The sequence below is a fragment of the Brevundimonas sp. FV2ps16 genome (assembly GCF_058681075.1).
The window spans coordinates 2,662,549-2,681,693 of the sequence record NZ_CM178728.1; the positions used below are offsets into that span (position 1 = coordinate 2,662,549).

Consider the following 19,145-nt stretch of genomic DNA (forward strand, 5'->3'; position numbering starts at 1 on the left):
GACATAGTCCGGGCAGTATCGGGGGACCACATGAACATCTACATCATCGCCGGCGGCGTAGCGCTCGGCGTCTTCGTCATTGGATTCCTGATCGCGTTGGTTCTGCGCCGGGTGGTCCCGACCAACGAAGTTCACATCGTCCAGCGCGGCCGGTCTCGCGTCAGCTACGGCGCCAGTCAGTCGGCCGGAAACGTCTACTACGAGTGGCCGGCCTTCCTGCCCAGGATCGGCGTCCTGGTGACCAAGTTCCCGGTCTCCATATTTGACGTGAACCTTAAAGACTACGAAGCCTACGACACCGGGCGCCTCCCGTTCCGGGTGGACGTCCAGGCGTTCATGCGGATCGCAAAATCGGACACGGCGGCGGAAAAGGTCGCCAATTTCGACGAGCTGCAACATCAGCTGTCCGGCATCCTTCAGGGGGCCGTCCGCAACGTGCTGGCGACCCACAAGCTCGAAGACATCCTCGAAGCCCGATCAACCCTGGCCGAGGCCTTTACCGCCCAGGTGGACAATCAGCTTCAGGCGTGGGGCGTCGAGACGGTCAAGAACATCGAGTTCATGGACATCCGCGACAGCGCCAACTCGCAGGTCATCGCCAACATCATGGCGAAGGAGAAATCCCGCATTGATCGCGAGAGCCGCGAGGCCGTGGCGATGAACAGCCAGTTCGCCCAGACCAAGGAGATCGAGGCCCAACGCATCGTCGAGGTGAACAAGCAGGATGCTTTGCAGCAGGTCGGAATGCGGACGGCCGAGCAGGAGAAGCAGGTCGGCATCGCCAAGCAGGTCGCCGAGCAGCAGGTTCTGGTCGCCCAGAGGGACACCACCGAACGTGAAATGGATGTGAAGCTGGTCGCCGATACGCGCTCCGCCGAAATCGCCAAGGGGGTCGCGGAAGTTCAGGCCGCGCAGGAGCGCGAGGTCACGATCATCCGGGCGGAGGGGCAGCGCCAACAGCAGGTCATCGCCGCAGAGGCTGAACGTCAACGGCTGGAGCTGGTCGCGCAAGGAACCCTGGCCCAGCAGAAGCTCGACGCCGAAGGATTGCTGGCGCAGGGCCAGAGCCGCGCCGAAGCCGAGCGGCTCCTGCTTCTGGCGCCGGTCTCGACGCAGATCGAACTCGCCAAGGAGATCGGCGGCAACGACGGCTACCAGACCTACTTGGTGCGCGTGGAGCAGATCAAAGCCGGGCAGGCCGTGGGCGTCGCCCAGGCTGAGGCCCTGAGCGCCGCCGACATCAAGGTGATCGTGACCGGCGGCGACGTGCCCCAGGGCATGAACAGCATCACCGACGTGTTCAGCGCGCGGGGCGGCCAAGCCCTGGGCGCGATGCTGGAGGGGCTGGCTCAGACCGACGCCGGCAAGGCCGTGGTGGAGCGGGCAACCAAGGGCGCTGCAAAGCCCTAGGCCCCACACCCGCGCCCCACACCCCACACCCCACACCCGTCATCCTAGGCCTTGTGCCTAGGATCCATAGACTCAGACGCCAGGAGCCACCGCACCTCCGCCGCCCGCGCCCGACGCGACACGCCGAGCGTATGGATCCTAGGCACAAGGCCTAGGATGACGGTGATCAGACCTGTCCAGCCCCGTCTGCTGATGTTCCATATGTCGGCTTTGGGTCGGAACGCTGGATTCCGCTTTCGACCCTTTGCGGACATTTGGCTCAGCGTCAGACCAGCGATAAAACCTTGATCTCATAGAGGCGGGCGAGGACTGCCGCAGGTAGCGTGGCCATCCATAAGGCGTAGCCGGTGAGATAGACGGGCCAAGCCAAGCCGCTGCCTCCAATACCAAATCGCCCGTCGAACATTGGCGCAGCAAAGCCAAGGGCCGCACCGAAGACCAGTAGACCGAGCATAACGATCATGGGGCCCGTGAGTTTGGACAGCCGCGCCTTTTGGTCGGATGCCATGCCGGATCGACCGATTTTAATGACCCGCAGCAAATTCAAGAACTTGAACGCATAAGCTAGCCCGGCCCCAGCTAGCGCGAGGAGCCATGGCGCCAGGGACATCCACAGGCCGAGATCTTTTGATCCATCAACCGGAGCCAATCGCCAGTACATGGCGCTCGCGATCATGAAAACGCCGAGGCTTCCAAACAGCGCAGACCATTTCTGAGAAGAAGCGCTCATCCAGCCCTCGCAGTTCAAAACCGGAATACTCCTGCGGGGGACAAGGGGAAAGCCCTGGCGGGCCTTCGGCAGGTCCACTTCCCACCCTTCTCGGACGACGCGGCGACCGCTTTCCAGTCTAACGGCTAACGTCTGCTTCCGGCGCCGAGACCCAAGACCGAAATCGAACCGTTGCGGACATTCCGGGTCGGCGGCTAGGTTGCGCTATGGGCACCTCTACCTCCGGTTACGTCTACATCGCTACCAGCGAGGGCATCACTAAATCATTCGTGGGCGTCTCGGCTTCGCTCCTAGATATGGAATGGATCGCCAAGTTTGGCGTGAAAGACTTGGTCTGGTTCGAGGGCTATTCAGACGTAGCGCTCGCCCAAGCTCGTGCGGATCAGCTCTGGAACATGTCTGATGAACAGCGACGGGACCTCTTCCTCAAAGGCAATCCCACGCAAGCCGATTTGACCGCCCGTATATGGGGCAGCGACGAAGAACAGGACTAATGCCGGCTTCCGACCCATTGCGGACATGCCGCATGGCAGTAAGCTGCACTGTGAAGAGGGAATGCAGCCATGAGCCGCGACGCCAAGAACTCAATCATCTTGTGGGCTGGAACACTGGCATTCGTCGTAGTGTTCTGGGCATTTCTTCATTTTGACATCGGGGCCGACATTCCAGACCGTTGGCTCTGGCCGATGGTGGGGATCGTGATTGGTGCGAACGTCGTGAAGTCGATCTGGGACTATTTCCGTCGCCGCAACGCCAAGGTCCGCTAACCACCCACAACTGCCTTTCGCAACGACCGCTTAGGGGCAGTATTGGGCGTCGTTGGCGCAAGCCGCGATTATCGGCAAATCCTTGTGGAGCCGGTAGAGTGACGGGCCGCGCCAAATCAGCCACGCTACTAACAGTATGGTGGCGATGCTCAAAATGAGGCGTGTCCGCTGCTTCATATGACGTAAACTACCGACGCCAAGGTCCGCTAACCACCCCTTGCCGCAGTTCGGCGCGTCCGCTTTTGGGCTGTGGGGCCTTTGTCCGCTTTCCGCGCTGGTGAGATGTCGTGGTCCGACCCCTACTCGACGTTCGGAATGTCCGCTGCGAGGCATGAGCCTGGATCTCTGCTGTCGGGTCGGAAGTCAGGATCCGCAATCGACCCTTATTGGGCGCTGTCTTGAACCGCTATTGGTGGAGTTGGGGTGCCGTCGGTTGCGGTCTGCGCGGCCAGACGCGCTTCCTCGGCAGCGCGGGTAGATACAGCGAGCACTCTCCTGATGCTGTCAGGTATGAGGGTGTGGTTGAAAGGTTCGCGTGTCGGCTTTTCGCCCCGTCGCATCATGGTCTGGGTGCCGTAGATCTGGGGCTGCCCCACCGCTTGAAGATATCGATCCAGTGTCGCCGCCGCGAGCCAGGGCGATTCAGTCGATCCCTCGCCCAACGCCGCGACGGCGAGTGTGTGGGCCATCAGATAGTCCTCTGGCGTGTCCCCGTGCTGAAACACCAACGCGGCGGAGTAGAAGTCTGTCGCTGTCCGCAGCGCGCCGGCCTCAAGGAGCGCACGCACCTGCTGGCGACGGACAGCGTCAGCCGCGTGAATGCGGAGTGCTCCTTCCCGGCCACCGGCAAGTATCGCGGCAAGGTCCTGCCGCACGACTTGGTCCGCAGCCAGAATTGCTGCCATTTCGGGGTTGTCCGAAACCGGGGCCAAGTCCTGCGACAGCACAGGCGTTGCGAGGGCCATCACCATCACCGCCGCCATCAGAATCCGTTTCATCCTGCTCTCCAGCTTCGGCGAGAGCCTGACAGGAACAGCCGCATCATCAAATGAACTATTGTTTAGACCAATACTGACGCAGTGGTGTCCGCCTCCCGCCTATGAGCGGCAGTATGCTTCCCACCCCGAACAGATGTCCAGAACGTCCGCTTTCCAGCACGGCTCTGCTGAATGCAAATGTGAGGAGAGCGGTTCGTATAGATGAACCAGGAAGGCAAACGAAGGTCACCTCCCCCAATTTGTCGAACTGAAGCAAATCATTTCAACACCCTAACGCGCCCCAACCGCCATCGACCTAACACGCCTCCAGACTGTGTTAGCCTGGTCGTCTGGTCTTTGACATCGGGCGCGCGCCGCAGTCCGCCTGCGCCGTCCGCTCCCCATCAACGCCACAGCAGGCGCTCCCTGGCGCGTTTGGCGCCTTTGGCACGGTTGTCACCCTGTTTTCGCGCCAAAACCGACCGGCCTCAGACGATCATAAAGCCGCAGCAGTCGCCCATGGCGCATTTGGCGGTTTGGCGGTTTGTCACCCTGTTTTTACGACAGGCCCGCCAAAACTCAGCCGATCATGCAGCGCCAGCCGTCGAACCCGACCTCGACATTGGCCGGAACAATCGCCGACAGTTCCTTGTAATCCATGTCGATATGCAGGTTCGTCAGCACCGCCCGCTCGACATCCGCCGCCGCAATCCACTCCAGCGTCCGATCCAGATGCGCATGGGTCGGATGGGGGGTGTAGCGCAGGGCGTCGACGATCCAGACCTGGCAACCCGCCACCGCCCGGATCGCCGCCTCGTCCAGGTCCGAGACGTCGCTGGAATAGGCCATGTCGCCCAGCCGATAGCCGACCGACCGGATCGGCCCGTGCCCCTGATCGAAGGTCACGACCGGGATCGCGCCCCCCGGCCCCTCCACCGACCAGGCCGTCCCGTGCGGCGGAATGACCTGGGCGTCCAGCAGCGGCGGATAGCCGAACTTGCTCTCGAAGATATAGTCGAACCGGTGCGACAGGGAGTTCAGGGTCGCCTCATCCATCCAGGCCGGGATCCGCTTGCGCGCCCGCGTGGCGAAGGTCCGCAGATCGTCGATCCCGTGGGTCTGGTCCGCATGGTCGTGGGTATAGAGGACGGCGTCCACATGCCGAGTCTCGCTGGCCAGCATCTGTTCGCGCAGGTCCGGCGAGGTGTCGATCAGGACATTGGTCGTCCCCTCCGGGCCGGTCTTCCGCGCCAGCATCGCGCAGCGCGTGCGCCGGTTCCTCGGCTCGGCCGGGTCGCAGACGCCCCAGTCGCCATCGCCCCGCGGCACCCCGCCCGAGGATCCGCTGCCCAGGATGACGACTTCGAAGCTCATGCCGATCTCGGTATCCGGTCAAAGAGGCCGAAGAAGGCCTCGGTGGTTCTCTGGTCCGCCTCCTCGGCGCTCCAGCCCCGGATCTCGGCCAGCTTGTCCAGCACATGGCGGATATAGGCCGGCTCGTTGCGCCGCCCCCGATGCGGGATGGGCGCCAGATAGGGGCAGTCGGTCTCGACGATTATACGGTCGCCGGGCATGTCCCGGATCACCGCCCGTACGTCCTCGGCCGCCTTGAAGGTGGCGATCCCCGAAACCGAGAACCAGGCCCCCAATTCCGCTGCGATTCCCGCCAGTTCCGCCCCGCTGGTGTAGCAGTGCATCAGCATCTTGAACGGCCCGGCGGCATGCTCCTCCTTCAGGATCGCCCCCATGACCTCATCCGCCTCGCGGGTATGGATCACCAGCGGCAAACCGGTCTCGCGCGCCGCCGCCACATGCTGGCGGAACACCGCCGCCTGGATCTCCCGCGGACTGAAGTCATAGTGGAAGTCCAGCCCGCACTCCCCGATCCCCACCACCTTGGGCCGCTGCGCCAGCTCCACCAGGGTCGCCGCCGTCAGGTCCGCCGCATCCTTGGCCTCGTGCGGATGGACCCCCACCGTGCACCAGATGTCGGGGTTGGCCATGGCGATCCCGTGGGTCGCCTCGAAGGTGGTCAGCTTGTCGGAGATCTCGACCATCAGGCCGACCCCCGCCTCGCGCGCCCGGGCGATCACCTCGTCCCGGTCCTCATCGAACTGGGGGGCGTGCAGGTTCACATGACTGTCGATCAGCATCAACCCATCCGCGCCTGCTGGGCCTGGACCCGCCTCAGGTCCGCCAGCGCCCCGGCCAGCACATCGGCCTTGTCCAGGTTCAGCCCCGCCGCCCGCTCCGGCAAGGGCTGCAGCCGCTCCCACAGCTCGGCCCAGCGGTTCCCCGCGCCGGCCGGACTGCTCAGGGCCTGCATCCGCACCGCCGCGATCAGCCGGTCCATCAGGGTCTCGAACCGCTCCTGGCCTTCCGCGCCCCGGAACTTGTCGGCGATGGCCAGGGCCTCGGCTCGGTCCACATCCCCCTCGACCCAGCGCCGCGCCAACTGGTCCATCTCGAAGGTCGCTCCCGACGCCAGGGCCAGGGCCGCGCCCGGCGACCCGCCCGCCATGGCCGCCGCGTGCTCGGCCTCCTCAGCCTCCGCCCCCGTGCGGTTCCGCACCAGGGTCTCCAGCCGCTCCGGCGTCCAGATGGGGAAGCTCAGCCGCCGGCACCGCGACCGGATCGTGGCCAGCAGCCGCCCCGGAGCATGGGTGACCAGGAACAGCACCCCCCGCTCGGGCGGCTCCTCCAGAACCTTCAGCAAGGCGTTGGCCGCGTTGATGTTCAGGTCGTCGGCCGCATCGATGATCGCCACGCGGTGCTGGGCCTGGGACGGGCTCTTGGAGAAGAACTCGGGCAGGTCGCGCGACTGATCGACCGAGATCGACTTCTTGGTCTTACCCCCCTCGACCAGCCGTTCCAGCACCAGCAGGTCGGGATGCGACTGGGCCGAGATCAGCCGGCTGACCGGATCCTCGCGCCGCGCGCCCAGCGGCCCCCGCGCCGGATCCGCCGCCGCCCCCAGCAGCCGCCGCGCCGCGCGATAGGCGAAGGTCGCCTTGCCCGTCCCCTCGACCCCGCACAACAGCCAGGCATGGTGCAGCCGCCCCCGCTCCCAGGCGTCCAGAAAGGCCGCTTCCGCCGCCGCGTCGGGGACCAGGTCGAACCGGTCGCGGGGATGGTCGTCGCTCACAGCAGCCGGTCCTGAACCGCCTGCCAAACCCGCGCCTCGACCTCGTCCAGCGATCCCACCGCGTCGATCAGCACGCACCGCTGCGGATTGGCCTCGACGATGCGCAGGAAGCCCTCACGCAGTCGCTGATGGAACTCCAGCCCCTTGGATTCGAACCGCGTCTCGAACAGGCCGCGCCCGAACGCCCGCTCCAGCCCGACCTCGACCGGCAGGTCGAACACCAGGGTCAGGTCCGGCTGATCGTCCCCGACCACGCCCGCATCGATCTGTTCGATAAAGCTCTGGGCCACGCCCCCGCCGGCGCCCTGATAGGCCCGACTGCTGTCAGCGAACCGGTCGCACACCACCCAGTCGCCGGCTTCCAGAGCCGGCCGAATGGTCCGCTCCAGGTGATCCGAACGCGAGGCGTACATCAGCAGGGTCTCGGTCATCGCCGACCAGGGCTCGGCGTCGGTGGCCACCACCAGGTTGCGGATCACCTCCGCCCCTTTCGAACCTCCCGGTTCACGCGTCCGCACCACAGTGCGATCGCCCAGGACGGGCTGCAGCCGCTCGACCAGCCGTCCGACCTGAGTCGACTTGCCGGAGCCCTCGCCGCCTTCGAAGCTGATGAATTTTCCACGGGTCACGGGCGCACAATGGCGACCGCGGCGCGGGAGGCAAGCCTTAGCCGCCGGATATCAACAGAGCGTCCGCATATCCGCGCGCCACGACCGCCTGACGGGCCGTCTCGGCCGCATTCGCGTCGATCCAGGGCCCGACCATCACGCGATAGGCGCCCCCGCTGGCGTCCACGGTCGCCCGTGCGCCCAGCCGCTCGGCGATTCGCCGCGCCGCCCCCTGATCCGAAAACGACCCGGCCTGAACCCAATAGGAGCCGCTTCCGCTCACGACCGCCGTCGCTTCGACAGGCGCGGTCTGGGGCATGGATTGATACGGCCTCGCCGTGGTGGATTGCACCGGCGGCGGCGCTTCGGCCCGCAGCACCGTCCCTCCGCCCAGCCTCGGTGCCCGTCCCAGGTAGCGAACCCGCACCCGGCCCACGCCTTGCCGCAGCATATCCAGCTCCTGCGCCGCCCCCCGCGACAGATCGATGATCCGCCCATCGACGAACGGCCCGCGATCATTGACCCGCACGACGATCCGCCGCCCGTTCTCCAGATTGGTGACCTCCACCAGCCCCGGCAGCGGCAAGGTCTTATGCGCCGCCGTCAGCTGGCTCATGTCGAACCGCTCGCCGGTCGAGGTCGGTCGCCCGTTGAAGGCGTCGCCATACCAGGAGGCCAGACCGACCTCTTCATAGTCCGGCTGTTCCTTCGGCGTGTACCACCGCCCGCGCACCTGATAAGGCCGCATCGTGCCCGAAACGATCGGCGCCGGATCCTTGACCACCGGCACAGCCCCACCGCCTCGCCCGCCGCCAAACGTCGAACAGGCCGCCAGCAACGAGAACAGTCCCAAAATCAGGCCGCTCCGCGCCCATTGTCCAATCCGCATCCGCACGCCTCGCCACACTCGTTCAAAAACAGGATGACCGAAGACATTTCCGCTTTGGTTAATGCCCCCTTCCCCTGCTATGGCGTCCGCCCGACCGGCGAGACCGGCAAGGAAGTGTGGCCGAGTGGTTTAAGGCACTGGTCTTGAAAACCAGCGACGGTGAAAGCCGTCCGTGGGTTCGAATCCCACCGCTTCCGCCAGCCCGGCATCCGCAGACATCCGTTGAAGAGCCTGGACCCCTGAAGGGCCACAACCGCTGCGAAGCACGGCGCCTTTTCAGACAGGAAAGGACCGGTCCGGAGAGGGGCCATCAGCCTTCGAAACGCGGATATCACTTTGGCTCCGGTCTGGCGCCCGGTCGGCCTGCGCGCCCCTCAAGAGGTCGCGCCCAGCCAGCACCGCGCCGCCCAGGACCACGGACAGGCTCAGGACGGCGAGAACCACCCAGACCCTACGCTTGGTTCGAGGACGACTCACGCCGACCGGAAATGGGATCACCTCGCCCATCCGCTGCCTTTCGGGAGGTTCACAAGCCCTTGACCGATTTCCAACGAGCGCCGTCGACTAGCGTTCCGGTCTCGCAACATTGACTGCGGCGGCCCAGCCGCGATGGCGCGTGTGGTCTATTAGCAGCCACCCAAATTGAGCGCTTCAGGCAGGACCATGGCGGCCCATGTGGGTCTCGCCGCGTCGACGCGCCAGTTCGATCTGCTTCTGCCGCTCGGCGTAGCGCAGCCGTTGGGCGTCGTCGCGCGTGTCGCGGCAGCGTTCGCAGCAGACACCTTCTATAAAGTGAGGCGAGGCTCGTCCCGCCGCATCCACCGGCATGCGACACCCCCGGCAAAGGGTGTGGTCGCCCTGCGCGAGACCATGCCCCACAGAGACTCGCTCATCAAAGACGAAACAGTCGCCTCGCCACAGGCTGTCGGCCGGCTCGACCTCCTCGAGGTAGCGCAGGACGCCGCCTTCCAGGTGGTGGACATTCTTCACTCCCTCGGCCTTCAGGAAGGCGGTCGATTTTTCGCAGCGGATGCCGCCGGTGCAATACATGGCCACACGCCGAGGTTTCCGCTTATCCAAGAGCGCCCGACCCTCGGTGCGGAACCAGTCGGGGAAGTCGCGGAAACTGCGCGTGTTCGGCTGCACCGCACCTTCGAAGGCTCCGATCTCGCCTTCGTAGTCGTTACGGGTGTCGATCACCAAGGTCGTGGGATCAGCGATCAGGGCGTTCCAGTCCTGGGGCGCGACATAGACCCCCGCCTGCCGCGCCGGATCCAGATCCGGCTGGCCCATGGTGACGATCTCGCGCTTGATCCGGACCTTCATCCTCAGAAACGGCATCTCGGGGGTCCAGGCGTATTTGACGTCCAGATCAGCAAAGCCGGCAAAGGTGCGGATGGTGGTCAGCACCGCCTCTACCCCCACTTCAGGCCCGGCGATGGTGCCGTTCAGACCCTCGTTGGCGACCAGCAGCGTGCCCTTGACCCCGCCGGCGTCACAGACGGTCTGCAACCGCGCCCGCACGGCCTCGACGTCGTCGACGGGTGAGAATCGGTAGAGGGCCGCGACACGGATCTGGCCGATGTTTGAGGATGCTGATTCGGTCATGGCGTGGCTTTCAGCGGCGCCGTCGCGGGGGTGGCGCGCCCTGCAGGACTCGAACCTGCAACCGTCCGCTTAGAAGGCGGGTGCTCTATCCGGTTGAGCTAAGGGCGCTCGGCAGCGAGCCGGGCGTCAGTGCGTCCAGGGCTGTTTGCGATTAGGTGCGAAATTGTCGGCGTAGGCCTTCAGGATCGTCGGGGCTTCGTTCGGCTCGTGCAGCCGGAACGGAATGCCGTGACGCTCGGCATAAGCGACGGCTTCTTCCTTCGAATCAAAGGACAGGCGCACCTGGCCGTTCATGTCCGAAGAACTGGTCCAGCCCATCAACGGATCGATCGTACGGGCCGACGCCGGCTCGAACTCAAGGCGCCAGTCGCGGCTCTTGGCCTTGCCGGACTGCATAGCGGTCTTGGCCGGGCGGTAGATGCGGGCGAGCATGGCGAAATCCCTAGTGATCGGCAGGTCCAGAGGACCTGCCATAACGCGCGCGGGACACGGAATCCAGCGGCCGTTCCTTGGTCGGGGCGAGAGGATTCGAACCTCCGACCCTCTGGTCCCAAACCAGATGCGCTACCAGGCTGCGCTACACCCCGGACCGAACGGAGCGCTCTATTGGCACTTCGCGACGCAATCCGCAATCAAGGCTTGAAATAAGGATGTAAAACCTTGTCGCCGGCCTGGGCCCCTATCTCCGCCGCCCGGCCCGCGCGCAGTTCGAGAACGCCGTTGGCGGGTCCGTTCGAGGGGATGGGCGCCTCGGAAAAGGGGGTGGCGTGGGAAGTGATCGAGACGATCCGTCCCTGCGGGTCGATATAAAGTATGTCGAGCGAACTGGGCGTGTTGCGCATCCAGAAGCTCTGTTCGCGCGGCGCGGCGCCCGGCCATTGGAACAGCATGCCGCGGTCTGCCCCCAATGGCGGGCGGAACATCAAGCCGCGCTGACGCTCGGGCTCATCGTCCGCAATCTCGACCCAGAAGGTGTGTTCACCGGACGCCGTGACGACGGCGAGCCGTTGAAGGGGCTCGCCATTCGGACCTTCCGGAGCCTTGGCTGCGCAACCCGCCAGAGCCAAGGCTGCCAAGCCGAGCGCCAGAAAACGTTTCGTCACGTCGAACATGCGCCCATCCTTTGGGCGATTCGATCAACCGCCCGGTCTGATTTCAGCGACCACCAGACCCTTCGGGCCGCTGGCGAACCGCACCTGAACAACATCGCCCGGCACGAGATCGTCAAGGCCGCAGCGACGCAAGGTTTCGATATGGACGAAGATATCGCCAGGTTCACGGTCGCGCACAACGAATCCGTAGCCCTTGGTCCGGTTGAACCATTTGACGACGGCCGACTCCAGCGTTCCATCCGCGTCAGGACAGGGCGTTTGGGGCGTCGCAGCGAGTATTGGGCGGCGTGCGATCGCGGTCGTTTCACCGGCCCCCAGTTCGTGAATCTCGACCGCCTGCCAACCCTTGGCGCGTTTCACGCAAGCACAAGTGATCGGCGCGCCTTCATCAGCTGTATCACGGCCGGTATCACGCAGACTGCTAATGTGCAGGAGAACATCACGCAGTTCAGTCAACGTCGGATCATCCGGAACGATGAAGCCATAGCCCTTCGCCGGATCAAACCATTTCACGCGACCGACGACACGAACGGTCTCCGCCGTTTCCATCCCATCGAAATCAGACAAGTTTACACCCCCGTCCGCTCCTCTAACGGACAACAGATTACGTTTAACACTGTTCCGTGAATCTTTGGAAAGGCCAAAATCCGCAAAAGGGTGTAGAAAGTTGCGCCTCTCACCAGAAACGTTGCAGTTGTGTCGCGTCAACGCCACTACCCGACGCCGATCGGTGCCCTGCAACATGAGAATATATATCAGAGGCAGCGGGGGCGGCCTTTCGGCCCGGCCCGTTATCGTCCAGCGTGGCAGTCCCTAGGGGAGTCGAACCCCTCTTTTCAGGTTGAAAACCTGACGTCCTAACCGATAGACGAAGGGACCGCTGCGCGGGAGAGCCGGCGATATAGCCGCGCCCTCGAATGGGTGCAAGCGTGGATTTCGAGTTTTTTGCGACGCTCTTAGGCGTTGCCGCGCCGCTCAAACCCTGCGGGGATCGGCAACGTCCTCGATCTCGAACTGAACGCCGCGACGACCGTTCCAGTCGTCTGCCTTCAGACGACCCACGATGTTCAATCCGCCCTGCCCGCTCAATAGGGCTTGCCCGGTCGGCAGATCGGCGCAGCGCCAGGCGATGGCGCGCACGAACGCCCCGTCTGGTCCAACCAACCGGCAGCGAACATGGCCGCCGTTCATCTGCACGGGCTCGCGCGCCTGCACGCCGTTGAGAGCGAACACCGGCTCTGGGTTGGCAGGACCAAAGGGCGCCAGCTGTTCGAACGATTCGAACAGGGCGCGGGTCGCCGCGCCCGGATCGATCAGGGCGTCGATGTCCAGAGCATCCATCGCCACGGCCGCAACCCGTTCGTCGGCAAGCCTCGCGTTCAAAAAATCGGTCAATTCAGCCAGCCGAGCCCCGTCCATCGTCAGGCCTGCCGCCATGGCGTGACCACCGCCGGCCAGCAGTATCCCCGCCTCCCAAGCCGCCTGGATTGCACGGCCCAGATTCATGCCCAGTTGCGATCGCCCGGACCCCTTGCCCAGGCCGGTCACCGGGTCGATGCCGACGACGATCACCGGCTTACGCCAACGCTCGCGCAGACGACCGGCCACAATGCCGACCACGCCAGGATGCCAATCCTCGCCCGCAACCACGACCAGCGCCGAATCATCAGCGTGAGCGCCGGTCGCCTCGACCCGCCGCACGGCTGCCTCTGTCACAGCGCGTTCGACCTCACGACGCGACAGATTCAGGGCGTCCAGTTCGAAAGCCAGGGCCTGAGCCTCGACCGGGTCGTCGGTAGACAGCAGACGGGCACCCAGGTCAGACCGACCGATGCGTCCGCCGGCGTTTATACGCGGCCCCAGGATGAACCCCGCGTGGTTGCTCTTGGCCGGCCCCTCTTCCGCGCCGGCCGCAGCCAGAAGGGCGCGCAGCCCGGGGTTCTTCCAGTCGCTCATGACCTTTAACCCCAGCCCCGTCAGGGCGCGGTTGAACCCAGTCAAGGCTGTCACGTCACAGATTGCGCCCAGGGCGGCCAGATCCAGCCATTGACGAATATCAGGTTCCGGTCGCTCGGCGAACAGGTTGCGCCGCCGCGCTTCGCGGTTCAGCGCCGCCAGCAACACAAAGACGACGCCGGCCGCCGCCAGATTGCCTTGTCCTGAATTACAGCCTGGTCTGTTCGGATTGACCACCGCCAGCGCCCTGGGCGGTTCGCTGCGCATCAGGTGGTGGTCGATAACCACGACCTTCAGGTCGATGGCCGCCGCATGGGCTAGGGCCTCATTCGCCGCTGCGCCGCAATCGACCGTAACCACCAGATCGGCGCCTGCCGCTTTCAAACTGTCGAAGGCCTTGGCGCTGGGGCCATAGCCCTCGGTCAGCCGGTCGGGAACATAGATGGGCAGATCCGCCCCCATGGCGCGGAACCAACGCACCAGCAGGGCCGCGCTGGCGGCGCCGTCGACATCATAGTCGGCGAACACATGGACCCTGGCGCTGGCCTGGAAGGCGTCGAGGATTGCGTCCGCCGCCGCGTCCATATCCATAAAGCTGGACGGATCCGGGAACAGAGCGCGCAGGGTCGGCGTCAGAAAATCGGCGCCCTGGTCGGCGCGCACTCCCCGCGACGCCAAGGCACGCGCCAGCGGCTCGTCCAGCCCCAGACCTTGCATATGAGCGCGTATGGTCGCGGCTTCGGCCGGTCTCTGACGCCAGACGCGGCCGGACAGGGACTGGGTCACCCCCAGAAATGCGCTGTCAATCTTGAAGCCGCCGTCGTCCGCCATCGGCGCATCATCCGGGGATTCTCGATCCCCGGCGACAGTCTCATTCAACCGGGCGCCGATCGACCGGAGGCGGGGCCTTGGCGCGGTCGCGCAGGCTCTGGGCGAAGGCGTCGATCTCGGCTTGGGTGCGGGCGGAATCAGGCGAGACGGGAACGGCGTCAACCTGGGCGCGGGTCTCGGCCGCCAAGGTTTCCGCGTCCTTCAGCGTCCAGTCGATCCGCGAAACCTCGCTTCCCAATGCTGCCCCTTGCGTCTCCAGCGCCCTTGCACTGGAAGCGATCTGGGCCGCTTCAGGCAAGTCGGACGGGGCGGCCGGGAAATTCTCCCAGCTTGGGTAATGCCGATTGGCGTCGACCAAGGTCTGGACGCGCGGCGCGATGGGCGACGTCGTATCGGTCTTGGGCGCAAACGAGGGCGCACAGGCTCCCAGCAACGCCGGCAGCGCCGCCATATACAGCGACGAAGCCTTCAACCTCGTCCTTTTTCGAAAGTGCGCGTTCATGTCAGGGTCGGTCTTATGCCATCATCGCCCCGTGCGGAAGGGCGAGGCGTCGAACCGGGCCTCCGCATTCAGGAACGCGAAGGAAACCCATGGCCCAAGCTCCGAAGAAGAAGCGTCCGAAGGCCGAGGCCTCCGGTGAGTCGCCCGCGATAGCCAAATCCCCAAAGGCCAACCCCGTCCCAGCCGGCAAGCCCGAGCCGACAACGTCGCTCGATGCTCCCGCAGTCAAAACCCCGCGTAAGCCCGGCCGCCCCACATCCGCAAAGCCACGCCCACCTCGTGCGAAGACGTCGCCCCACCCGCAGGAGTCTTCAACCGAATCGCCTCCCGCTCACACCGAAGAGGCGGTTGCGGAAAAAGCCGCCGGCCCCGCCGCCGTTTTCACAGGAGCCGAACAAGCCCAGTCGCTCGAAACCTTGTCCATGAACCTGGCCAAGGCCGCCATGATGGCTCAGGGCGCGCTCGCCGAGGCCGCCCTGGCGCAGGCGGACCGTCCCGCCGCTCTATCGCCCGATCCGTTCAACGTGGCCCCTGCCATGACCTCGGTCATGAGCAGTCTGGCCTCGCGGCCCGAGAAGCTGTTCCAGGCCCAGGCGGACCTGTTCAGCCGATACATGGACCTTTGGACCGGCACGGTCCGCCAGGCGGCCGGCGAACCCCAGCCTGACGCGCCCGCCGACAAGCGGTTCAAGGACCCCGCATGGTCGGACAACCCGATGTTCGACATGATGAGACGGTCCTATCTGCTGACCTCGGACTGGATGAACGGGCTGATTGCGGGGGTCGAGGATGTCGATCCGGCGGTCAAGCGCCGCGCCCAGTTCTTCACCCGTCTGCTGACCGACGCCTTCTCGCCTTCAAACTTCCTGGCCTCCAATCCCGTGGCGCTGAAGGCCTTGGCGGAAACCAGCGGCGAATCCCTAGTGAAAGGAATGCAGAATTTCGCCGCCGACCTGGAACGCGGCCAAGGTTCGCTGCGCATCAGCCAGGCCGACTATGGAAAGTTCGTCGTCGGCGAGAACATCGCCACGGCTCCGGGCCAGGTCGTCTGGCGCGACGAGTTGTTCGAACTGATCCAGTACGCCCCAGCGACCGAGACCCAGCATGAGATCCCCTTGCTGATCTTCCCGCCCTGGATCAACAAATTCTACATCCTGGACCTTCAGCCGGCCAATTCACTGATCCGCTGGCTATCGGCCCAGGGCTTCACCGTTTTCGTCTGCTCTTGGGTCAATCCGGACCTGGACAAGGCCGGCTTCGGGTTCGACGACTATCTGGAAAAGGGCGTCTATCGCGCCGTCGAAAAGACGCTGGAACAGTCGGGCGCGGCCCAGTTGAACGCCGTCGGCTATTGCATCGGCGGCACCCTGCTCGGCGCCGGCCTCGCCCATATGGCGGCCAAGCGCGATACACGCGTCTCAGCAGCCACCTTCTTCGCCGCCCAGCACGACTTCGCCGAAGCCGGCGATCTGCTGCTGTTTACTGACGAGCACTGGATCGCCGAGATCGAACGCCAGATGGACGCGGCCGGCGGGGTTCTGCCCGGCGCCGCCATGGCCGAGACCTTCAACGCCCTGCGCTCCAACGACCTGATCTGGTCCTTCTTCATCAGCAATTACCTGCTGGGCAAGGATCCGCCCGCTTTCGACCTGCTGTTCTGGAACGCGGACCAGACCCGAATGCCAAAGACCCTGCACCTGGCCTATTTGCGCCAGATGTACGGCGCCAACGCGCTGGCGCGCGGCGTATTCAAGATCGGCGGCCTGACGGCGGACCTGTCCAAGGTAAAGATCCCGCTCTATTTCCAAGCCAGCCGCGAGGATCACATCGCGCCGATGAACTCCGTCTATCGCTCGGCGCGGCTGTTCGGCAGCAAGGACGTCACCTTCACCCTGGCGGGGTCGGGTCATATCGCCGGCGTCGTCAACGCCCCGGCGGCGAAGAAATACCAGCACTGGACCAACGCCGCTTTGCCAGGAACGCTGACCGAATGGCAGGCCGGCGCGGCCGAACATCCCGGCAGTTGGTGGGAGCACTGGGCCGACTGGCTGCACGCACGGTCGGGCGACAGGATTCCCGCGCGAGACCCTGCTAAGGGACCGCTCCCTCCCCTGGCGCCGGCGCCGGGCGTCTATGTGAAAGTGAAGTCTTGAACCGTATCGAACCCAATCTTCTGCTGGCTGTCAGTACGGGCGTCGCGCTGGTGCTTTTGCTCATGACGGCGGCCCTCTTCGGCGAGCCGGGCAATACGGCGAAATATGTGATCAGCGCCGTGGTCTGTACGGTTCTGTTCGTCGCCCTGAACGGCTGGATGGCCCGAGTGATGAACCGGCCTGAGCCGCGGACGATGATCAACACGGCCACGCCATCGACCGCCGTCTGGGCCAGTCTGTTTCCCCTGCTACTCATTGTGGCGGCGGTCGCCCCGGTCTTTCTGCCCGGCCATGACTACGGCCTGCTGATCATCATCGCGGCGGTCTGGTTTGGCGTGACGGTCGACTCCGCCATCCGCGCCAACCGGCGCTAAGCCGGCACGAACTTCATGGCGACGCCATTGTTGCAGTATCGCAGGCCCGTGGGCCTCGGCCCGTCGTCAAACACATGCCCCTGGTGCCCCAAGCAGCGGGCGCAATGGTATTCCGTGCGGGGAATGCCAATGGCGAAATCGCGCTTGCGGCCAATGTTATCGGCCATGACTTGATAGAAGCTGGGCCAGCCGGTGTGGGAATCGAACTTCCAGCTAGAACGGAACAGCGGCAGGTCACATCCCTTGCAGACGAAGGTTCCCCGTCGGTGTTCGTTGTTCAGCGGACTGGTGTACGGACGCTCCGTCCCCTCACGACGCATGACGGTCCAGGCCGCATCCCCCAACCGCCGCCGCCACTCCGCTTCTGATATACGGCGATAGGGAGACGCAGCGTACTGACCCTCCCCGGCTTCGACAGGCTCGGGAGAACAGGCGGACAGGGCGAACGCGCCGGCGCCCGTTAGAAGGCCCCGGCGGTTCAAGATCAGGGACTGGGTCATGACTCCCAGTACGACGGCGTGCGCGAAAAGGTTTCTCGCCCTTCACGCCATCAGTTCAGACCCACGCCCTCATCCAGTCCCAGCATGATGTTGAGGTTCTGCACCGCAGCGCCGGACGCGCCCTTGCCCAGATTGTCCAGCAGCGCGACCAGCCGCACCTGCTCGCCGGATCGGTCGCCGAAGACGTGCAGACCCAGGCGGTTTGTCCCGTTCAGCCCTTCGGGCTCCAGTCCCGTCATCGCCTCGGTCTCGTCCAGATCAACCACCTCGACGAACCTCTGACCGTCATAGGCCTCGACCAGGGCGCCGTGAATCCGCTCGACCGAAGGGGTCTCCGGCAGGGCGGCAAGGTGCAGCGGAATCTCGACCAGCATACCCTGGCGGTAATTCCCGACCGCCGGGGCGAACAGCACCTCGCGGCTCAGCCCCGTGTGTTTCGTCATTTCCGGCACGTGCTTGTGCCTCAACGCCAGACCATAGGCGCGATATGCGGTCGATGCGCCTTCAGCCTCGAACTCGGCGATCATGGCCTTGCCGCCGCCGGAATAGCCCGAGACCGCATTGACCGTGACCGGATGGCCGGCAGGAACCAGGCCCCCCTTCACCAGCGGCCGCATCAGGCCGATGAAGCCGGTAGGATAGCAGCCGGGGTTGGATACGAACTGTGACCGCGCGATCAGATCGCGCTGGCCTGCATCCATTTCGGGAAAGCCATAGGCCCAGCCCGGCGCGACCCGAAAGGCAGTCGAGGCGTCGATCACCTTGACCGACGGGTTCTCCACCATGGCCACCGCCTCGCGCGCCGCATCATCGGGCAGGCACAAAATCACGGCGTCGGCGCTGTTCAGGGCCTCTCGCCGCGCCTCGACATCGCGCCGACGGTCGCCCAGCAGGATCAGCTCCAGATCGGAACGCGCCTCCAGCCGCTCGCGGATCTCGAGGCCCGTGGTGCCGGCTTCGCCGTCGATGAAGATGGTGTGGGTCATAGGCTGCTCCTGACCCTCCTCACATGCGAGAGGAGAGAGGCAAGAAAAAGGGCGCTCCGGGTCTCCCCGAAGCGCCCCAAATCCAAATCGCGAAACTGCGATTAGCGCTTCGAGAACTGGAAGCTGCGGCGAGCCTTGGCGCGGCCGTACTTCTTACGCTCGACGACGCGGCTGTCGCGAGTCAGGAAGCCGTGCGGCTTCAGAACCTTGCGCAGTTCCGGTTCGAAGTGCGTCAGGGCGTGCGACAGGCCGTGGCGGATGGCGCCGGCCTGGCCGGACAGGCCCGAACCTTCGACGGTGCAGACGACGTCATACTGGGTGGCGCGATCCGAGACGGTCAGCGGCTGGGCGATCATCATGCGCAGCACGGGACGAGCGAAGTATTGCTCCTGGTCCTTGCCGTTGATGGTGATCTTGCCGGTGCCGGGCTTCACCCAGACGCGGGCGATCGCGTTCTTGCGCTTGCCGGTCGAATAGGCGCGGCCCTGGGCGTCCAGCTTCTGGACGTAGACGGGGGCGTCGTTCTCGACCGAAGAGCTCAGGCCCTTCAGGGCGTCGAAACCGGTGGCGGCTTCGGTGTTGGTCACGTCGGTCATG

At 64.9% G+C, this 19,145-nt stretch carries 21 protein-coding genes and 4 tRNA genes; 6 read left to right on the plus strand and 19 right to left on the minus strand.

The genetic code is table 11. From position 1 onward, the window contains the following. Positions 1-30: 30 nt before the first annotated feature. Positions 31-1,410: an SPFH domain-containing protein gene (locus ACW170_RS12850; protein ID WP_492087043.1), complete on the plus strand. Its 1,380-nt coding sequence runs from the start codon at positions 31-33 to the stop codon at positions 1,408-1,410. A 265-nt stretch (positions 1,411-1,675) separates the two neighbouring features. Here the strand turns inward: ACW170_RS12850 and ACW170_RS12855 are convergent, their stop codons facing one another. Continuing rightward, a complete protein-coding gene (locus tag ACW170_RS12855) occupies positions 1,676-2,218 on the minus strand; it encodes a hypothetical protein (protein ID WP_492087044.1) in 543 nt (180 codons plus the stop codon). A 128-nt stretch (positions 2,219-2,346) separates the two neighbouring features. Between ACW170_RS12855 and ACW170_RS12860 the strand changes: the two genes are divergently transcribed. After that, a complete protein-coding gene (locus ACW170_RS12860; protein WP_492087045.1) occupies positions 2,347-2,634 on the plus strand; it encodes a GIY-YIG nuclease family protein in 288 nt (95 codons plus the stop codon). 69 nt (positions 2,635-2,703) lie between these two features. Then, positions 2,704-2,907, plus strand: coding sequence for a hypothetical protein (locus ACW170_RS12865; protein ID WP_492087046.1), 204 nt, complete (start codon positions 2,704-2,706; stop codon positions 2,905-2,907). Between the two features lie 383 nt (positions 2,908-3,290). Here ACW170_RS12865 and ACW170_RS12870 read toward each other — a convergent pair whose 3' ends face one another. The 6 genes from ACW170_RS12870 to ACW170_RS12895 form a co-directional block, all read right to left on the minus strand. Next, entirely contained in the window at positions 3,291-3,905 is a 615-nt protein-coding gene (locus ACW170_RS12870; protein ID WP_492087047.1) for a hypothetical protein, read from the minus strand. A gap of 558 nt (positions 3,906-4,463) precedes the next feature. Continuing rightward, a complete protein-coding gene (locus tag ACW170_RS12875; protein ID WP_492087048.1) occupies positions 4,464-5,258 on the minus strand; it encodes an MBL fold metallo-hydrolase in 795 nt (264 codons plus the stop codon). Next, positions 5,255-6,037 carry a TatD family hydrolase gene (locus ACW170_RS12880; RefSeq protein ID WP_492087049.1) on the minus strand — a complete coding sequence of 261 codons (783 nt, stop codon included), beginning with the start codon at positions 6,035-6,037 and terminating at the stop codon, positions 5,255-5,257. The genes ACW170_RS12875 and ACW170_RS12880 overlap by 4 nt, the downstream gene beginning before the upstream one ends. Beyond that, positions 6,037-7,029 (minus strand): DNA polymerase III subunit delta', encoded by a 993-nt coding sequence (locus tag ACW170_RS12885; RefSeq protein WP_492087050.1) that lies wholly within the window; start codon positions 7,027-7,029, stop codon positions 6,037-6,039. The genes ACW170_RS12880 and ACW170_RS12885 overlap by 1 nt, the downstream gene beginning before the upstream one ends. After that, a complete protein-coding gene (gene tmk, locus ACW170_RS12890) occupies positions 7,026-7,658 on the minus strand; it encodes a dTMP kinase (protein WP_492087051.1) in 633 nt (210 codons plus the stop codon). The genes ACW170_RS12885 and tmk overlap by 4 nt, the downstream gene beginning before the upstream one ends. Before the next feature lie 37 nt (positions 7,659-7,695). Next, positions 7,696-8,490, minus strand: coding sequence for a septal ring lytic transglycosylase RlpA family protein (locus tag ACW170_RS12895; protein WP_492087052.1), 795 nt, complete (start codon positions 8,488-8,490; stop codon positions 7,696-7,698). Between the two features lie 146 nt (positions 8,491-8,636). Between ACW170_RS12895 and ACW170_RS12900 the strand changes: the two genes are divergently transcribed. Continuing rightward, a tRNA-Ser gene (locus ACW170_RS12900) sits at positions 8,637-8,726 on the plus strand. Positions 8,727-9,177: 451 nt separating this feature from the next. On the opposite strand, the gene trhO is transcribed toward ACW170_RS12900, so the two are convergent. The 9 genes from trhO to ACW170_RS12945 all read right to left on the minus strand — a co-directional run bounded on the left by trhO (position 9,178) and on the right by ACW170_RS12945 (position 14,505). Then, complete coding sequence (gene trhO, locus ACW170_RS12905; RefSeq protein WP_492089181.1) at positions 9,178-10,110, minus strand: oxygen-dependent tRNA uridine(34) hydroxylase TrhO; 933 nt, start codon at positions 10,108-10,110, stop codon at positions 9,178-9,180. Positions 10,111-10,165: 55 nt separating this feature from the next. Then, positions 10,166-10,242 (minus strand) — tRNA-Arg (locus tag ACW170_RS12910). Between the two features lie 18 nt (positions 10,243-10,260). Continuing rightward, entirely contained in the window at positions 10,261-10,566 is a 306-nt protein-coding gene (locus ACW170_RS12915) for an ETC complex I subunit (RefSeq protein ID WP_492087053.1), read from the minus strand. A gap of 78 nt (positions 10,567-10,644) precedes the next feature. Next, positions 10,645-10,721: transfer RNA gene (locus tag ACW170_RS12920), tRNA-Pro, on the minus strand. Positions 10,722-10,766: 45 nt separating this feature from the next. After that, the gene (locus ACW170_RS12925; protein WP_492087054.1) at positions 10,767-11,246 is read right to left on the minus strand and encodes a DUF192 domain-containing protein; all 480 of its coding nucleotides are present in this window, start codon (positions 11,244-11,246) and stop codon (positions 10,767-10,769) included. Between the two features lie 24 nt (positions 11,247-11,270). After that, positions 11,271-11,795, minus strand: a complete 525-nt coding sequence (locus tag ACW170_RS12930; protein WP_492089182.1) for a cold-shock protein — start codon at positions 11,793-11,795, stop codon at positions 11,271-11,273. 255 nt (positions 11,796-12,050) lie between these two features. Continuing rightward, positions 12,051-12,125, minus strand: a tRNA-Glu gene (locus tag ACW170_RS12935). 96 nt (positions 12,126-12,221) lie between these two features. Continuing rightward, the gene (gene recJ, locus ACW170_RS12940) at positions 12,222-14,033 is read right to left on the minus strand and encodes a single-stranded-DNA-specific exonuclease RecJ (protein WP_492087055.1); all 1,812 of its coding nucleotides are present in this window, start codon (positions 14,031-14,033) and stop codon (positions 12,222-12,224) included. Positions 14,034-14,073: 40 nt separating this feature from the next. Next, entirely contained in the window at positions 14,074-14,505 is a 432-nt protein-coding gene (locus tag ACW170_RS12945; protein ID WP_492087056.1) for a hypothetical protein, read from the minus strand. A gap of 452 nt (positions 14,506-14,957) precedes the next feature. Here ACW170_RS12945 and phaC point away from each other — a divergent pair, with 452 nt between their 5' ends. Beyond that, the gene (phaC, locus tag ACW170_RS12950; protein WP_492087057.1) at positions 14,958-16,688 is read left to right on the plus strand and encodes a class I poly(R)-hydroxyalkanoic acid synthase; all 1,731 of its coding nucleotides are present in this window, start codon (positions 14,958-14,960) and stop codon (positions 16,686-16,688) included. Beyond that, entirely contained in the window at positions 16,685-17,062 is a 378-nt protein-coding gene (locus tag ACW170_RS12955) for a hypothetical protein (RefSeq protein WP_492087058.1), read from the plus strand. The genes phaC and ACW170_RS12955 overlap by 4 nt, the downstream gene beginning before the upstream one ends. Here ACW170_RS12955 and msrB read toward each other — a convergent pair. The 3 genes from msrB to rpsI all read right to left on the minus strand — a co-directional run bounded on the left by msrB (position 17,059) and on the right by rpsI (position 19,144). Further along, the gene (gene msrB / locus ACW170_RS12960; RefSeq protein ID WP_492087059.1) at positions 17,059-17,562 is read right to left on the minus strand and encodes a peptide-methionine (R)-S-oxide reductase MsrB; all 504 of its coding nucleotides are present in this window, start codon (positions 17,560-17,562) and stop codon (positions 17,059-17,061) included. The genes ACW170_RS12955 and msrB overlap by 4 nt on opposite strands. Before the next feature lie 50 nt (positions 17,563-17,612). Next, the gene (gene argC, locus ACW170_RS12965; RefSeq protein ID WP_492087060.1) at positions 17,613-18,548 is read right to left on the minus strand and encodes an N-acetyl-gamma-glutamyl-phosphate reductase; all 936 of its coding nucleotides are present in this window, start codon (positions 18,546-18,548) and stop codon (positions 17,613-17,615) included. 101 nt (positions 18,549-18,649) lie between these two features. After that, entirely contained in the window at positions 18,650-19,144 is a 495-nt protein-coding gene (rpsI, locus tag ACW170_RS12970; protein ID WP_008260755.1) for a 30S ribosomal protein S9, read from the minus strand. Position 19,145: the final 1 nt, after the last annotated feature.

Coding starts and splice junctions, on each gene's coding strand:
- ACW170_RS12850 (WP_492087043.1), top strand. CDS start 31: ATGAACATCTACATCATCGCCGGCGGCGTAGCGCTCGGCGTCTTCGTC.
- ACW170_RS12860 (WP_492087045.1), top strand. CDS start 2,347: ATGGGCACCTCTACCTCCGGTTACGTCTACATCGCTACCAGCGAGGGC.
- ACW170_RS12865 (WP_492087046.1), top strand. CDS start 2,704: ATGAGCCGCGACGCCAAGAACTCAATCATCTTGTGGGCTGGAACACTG.
- ACW170_RS12870 (WP_492087047.1), bottom strand. CDS start 3,905: ATGAAACGGATTCTGATGGCGGCGGTGATGGTGATGGCCCTCGCAACG.
- ACW170_RS12875 (WP_492087048.1), bottom strand. CDS start 5,258: ATGAGCTTCGAAGTCGTCATCCTGGGCAGCGGATCCTCGGGCGGGGTG.
- ACW170_RS12880 (WP_492087049.1), bottom strand. CDS start 6,037: ATGCTGATCGACAGTCATGTGAACCTGCACGCCCCCCAGTTCGATGAG.
- ACW170_RS12915 (WP_492087053.1), bottom strand. CDS start 10,566: ATGCTCGCCCGCATCTACCGCCCGGCCAAGACCGCTATGCAGTCCGGC.
- ACW170_RS12925 (WP_492087054.1), bottom strand. CDS start 11,246: ATGTTCGACGTGACGAAACGTTTTCTGGCGCTCGGCTTGGCAGCCTTG.
- ACW170_RS12930 (WP_492089182.1), bottom strand. CDS start 11,795: ATGGAAACGGCGGAGACCGTTCGTGTCGTCGGTCGCGTGAAATGGTTT.
- recJ (WP_492087055.1), bottom strand. CDS start 14,033: ATGGCGGACGACGGCGGCTTCAAGATTGACAGCGCATTTCTGGGGGTG.
- phaC (WP_492087057.1), top strand. CDS start 14,958: ATGAACCTGGCCAAGGCCGCCATGATGGCTCAGGGCGCGCTCGCCGAG.
- msrB (WP_492087059.1), bottom strand. CDS start 17,562: ATGACCCAGTCCCTGATCTTGAACCGCCGGGGCCTTCTAACGGGCGCC.
- argC (WP_492087060.1), bottom strand. CDS start 18,548: ATGACCCACACCATCTTCATCGACGGCGAAGCCGGCACCACGGGCCTC.
- rpsI (WP_008260755.1), bottom strand. CDS start 19,144: ATGACCGACGTGACCAACACCGAAGCCGCCACCGGTTTCGACGCCCTG.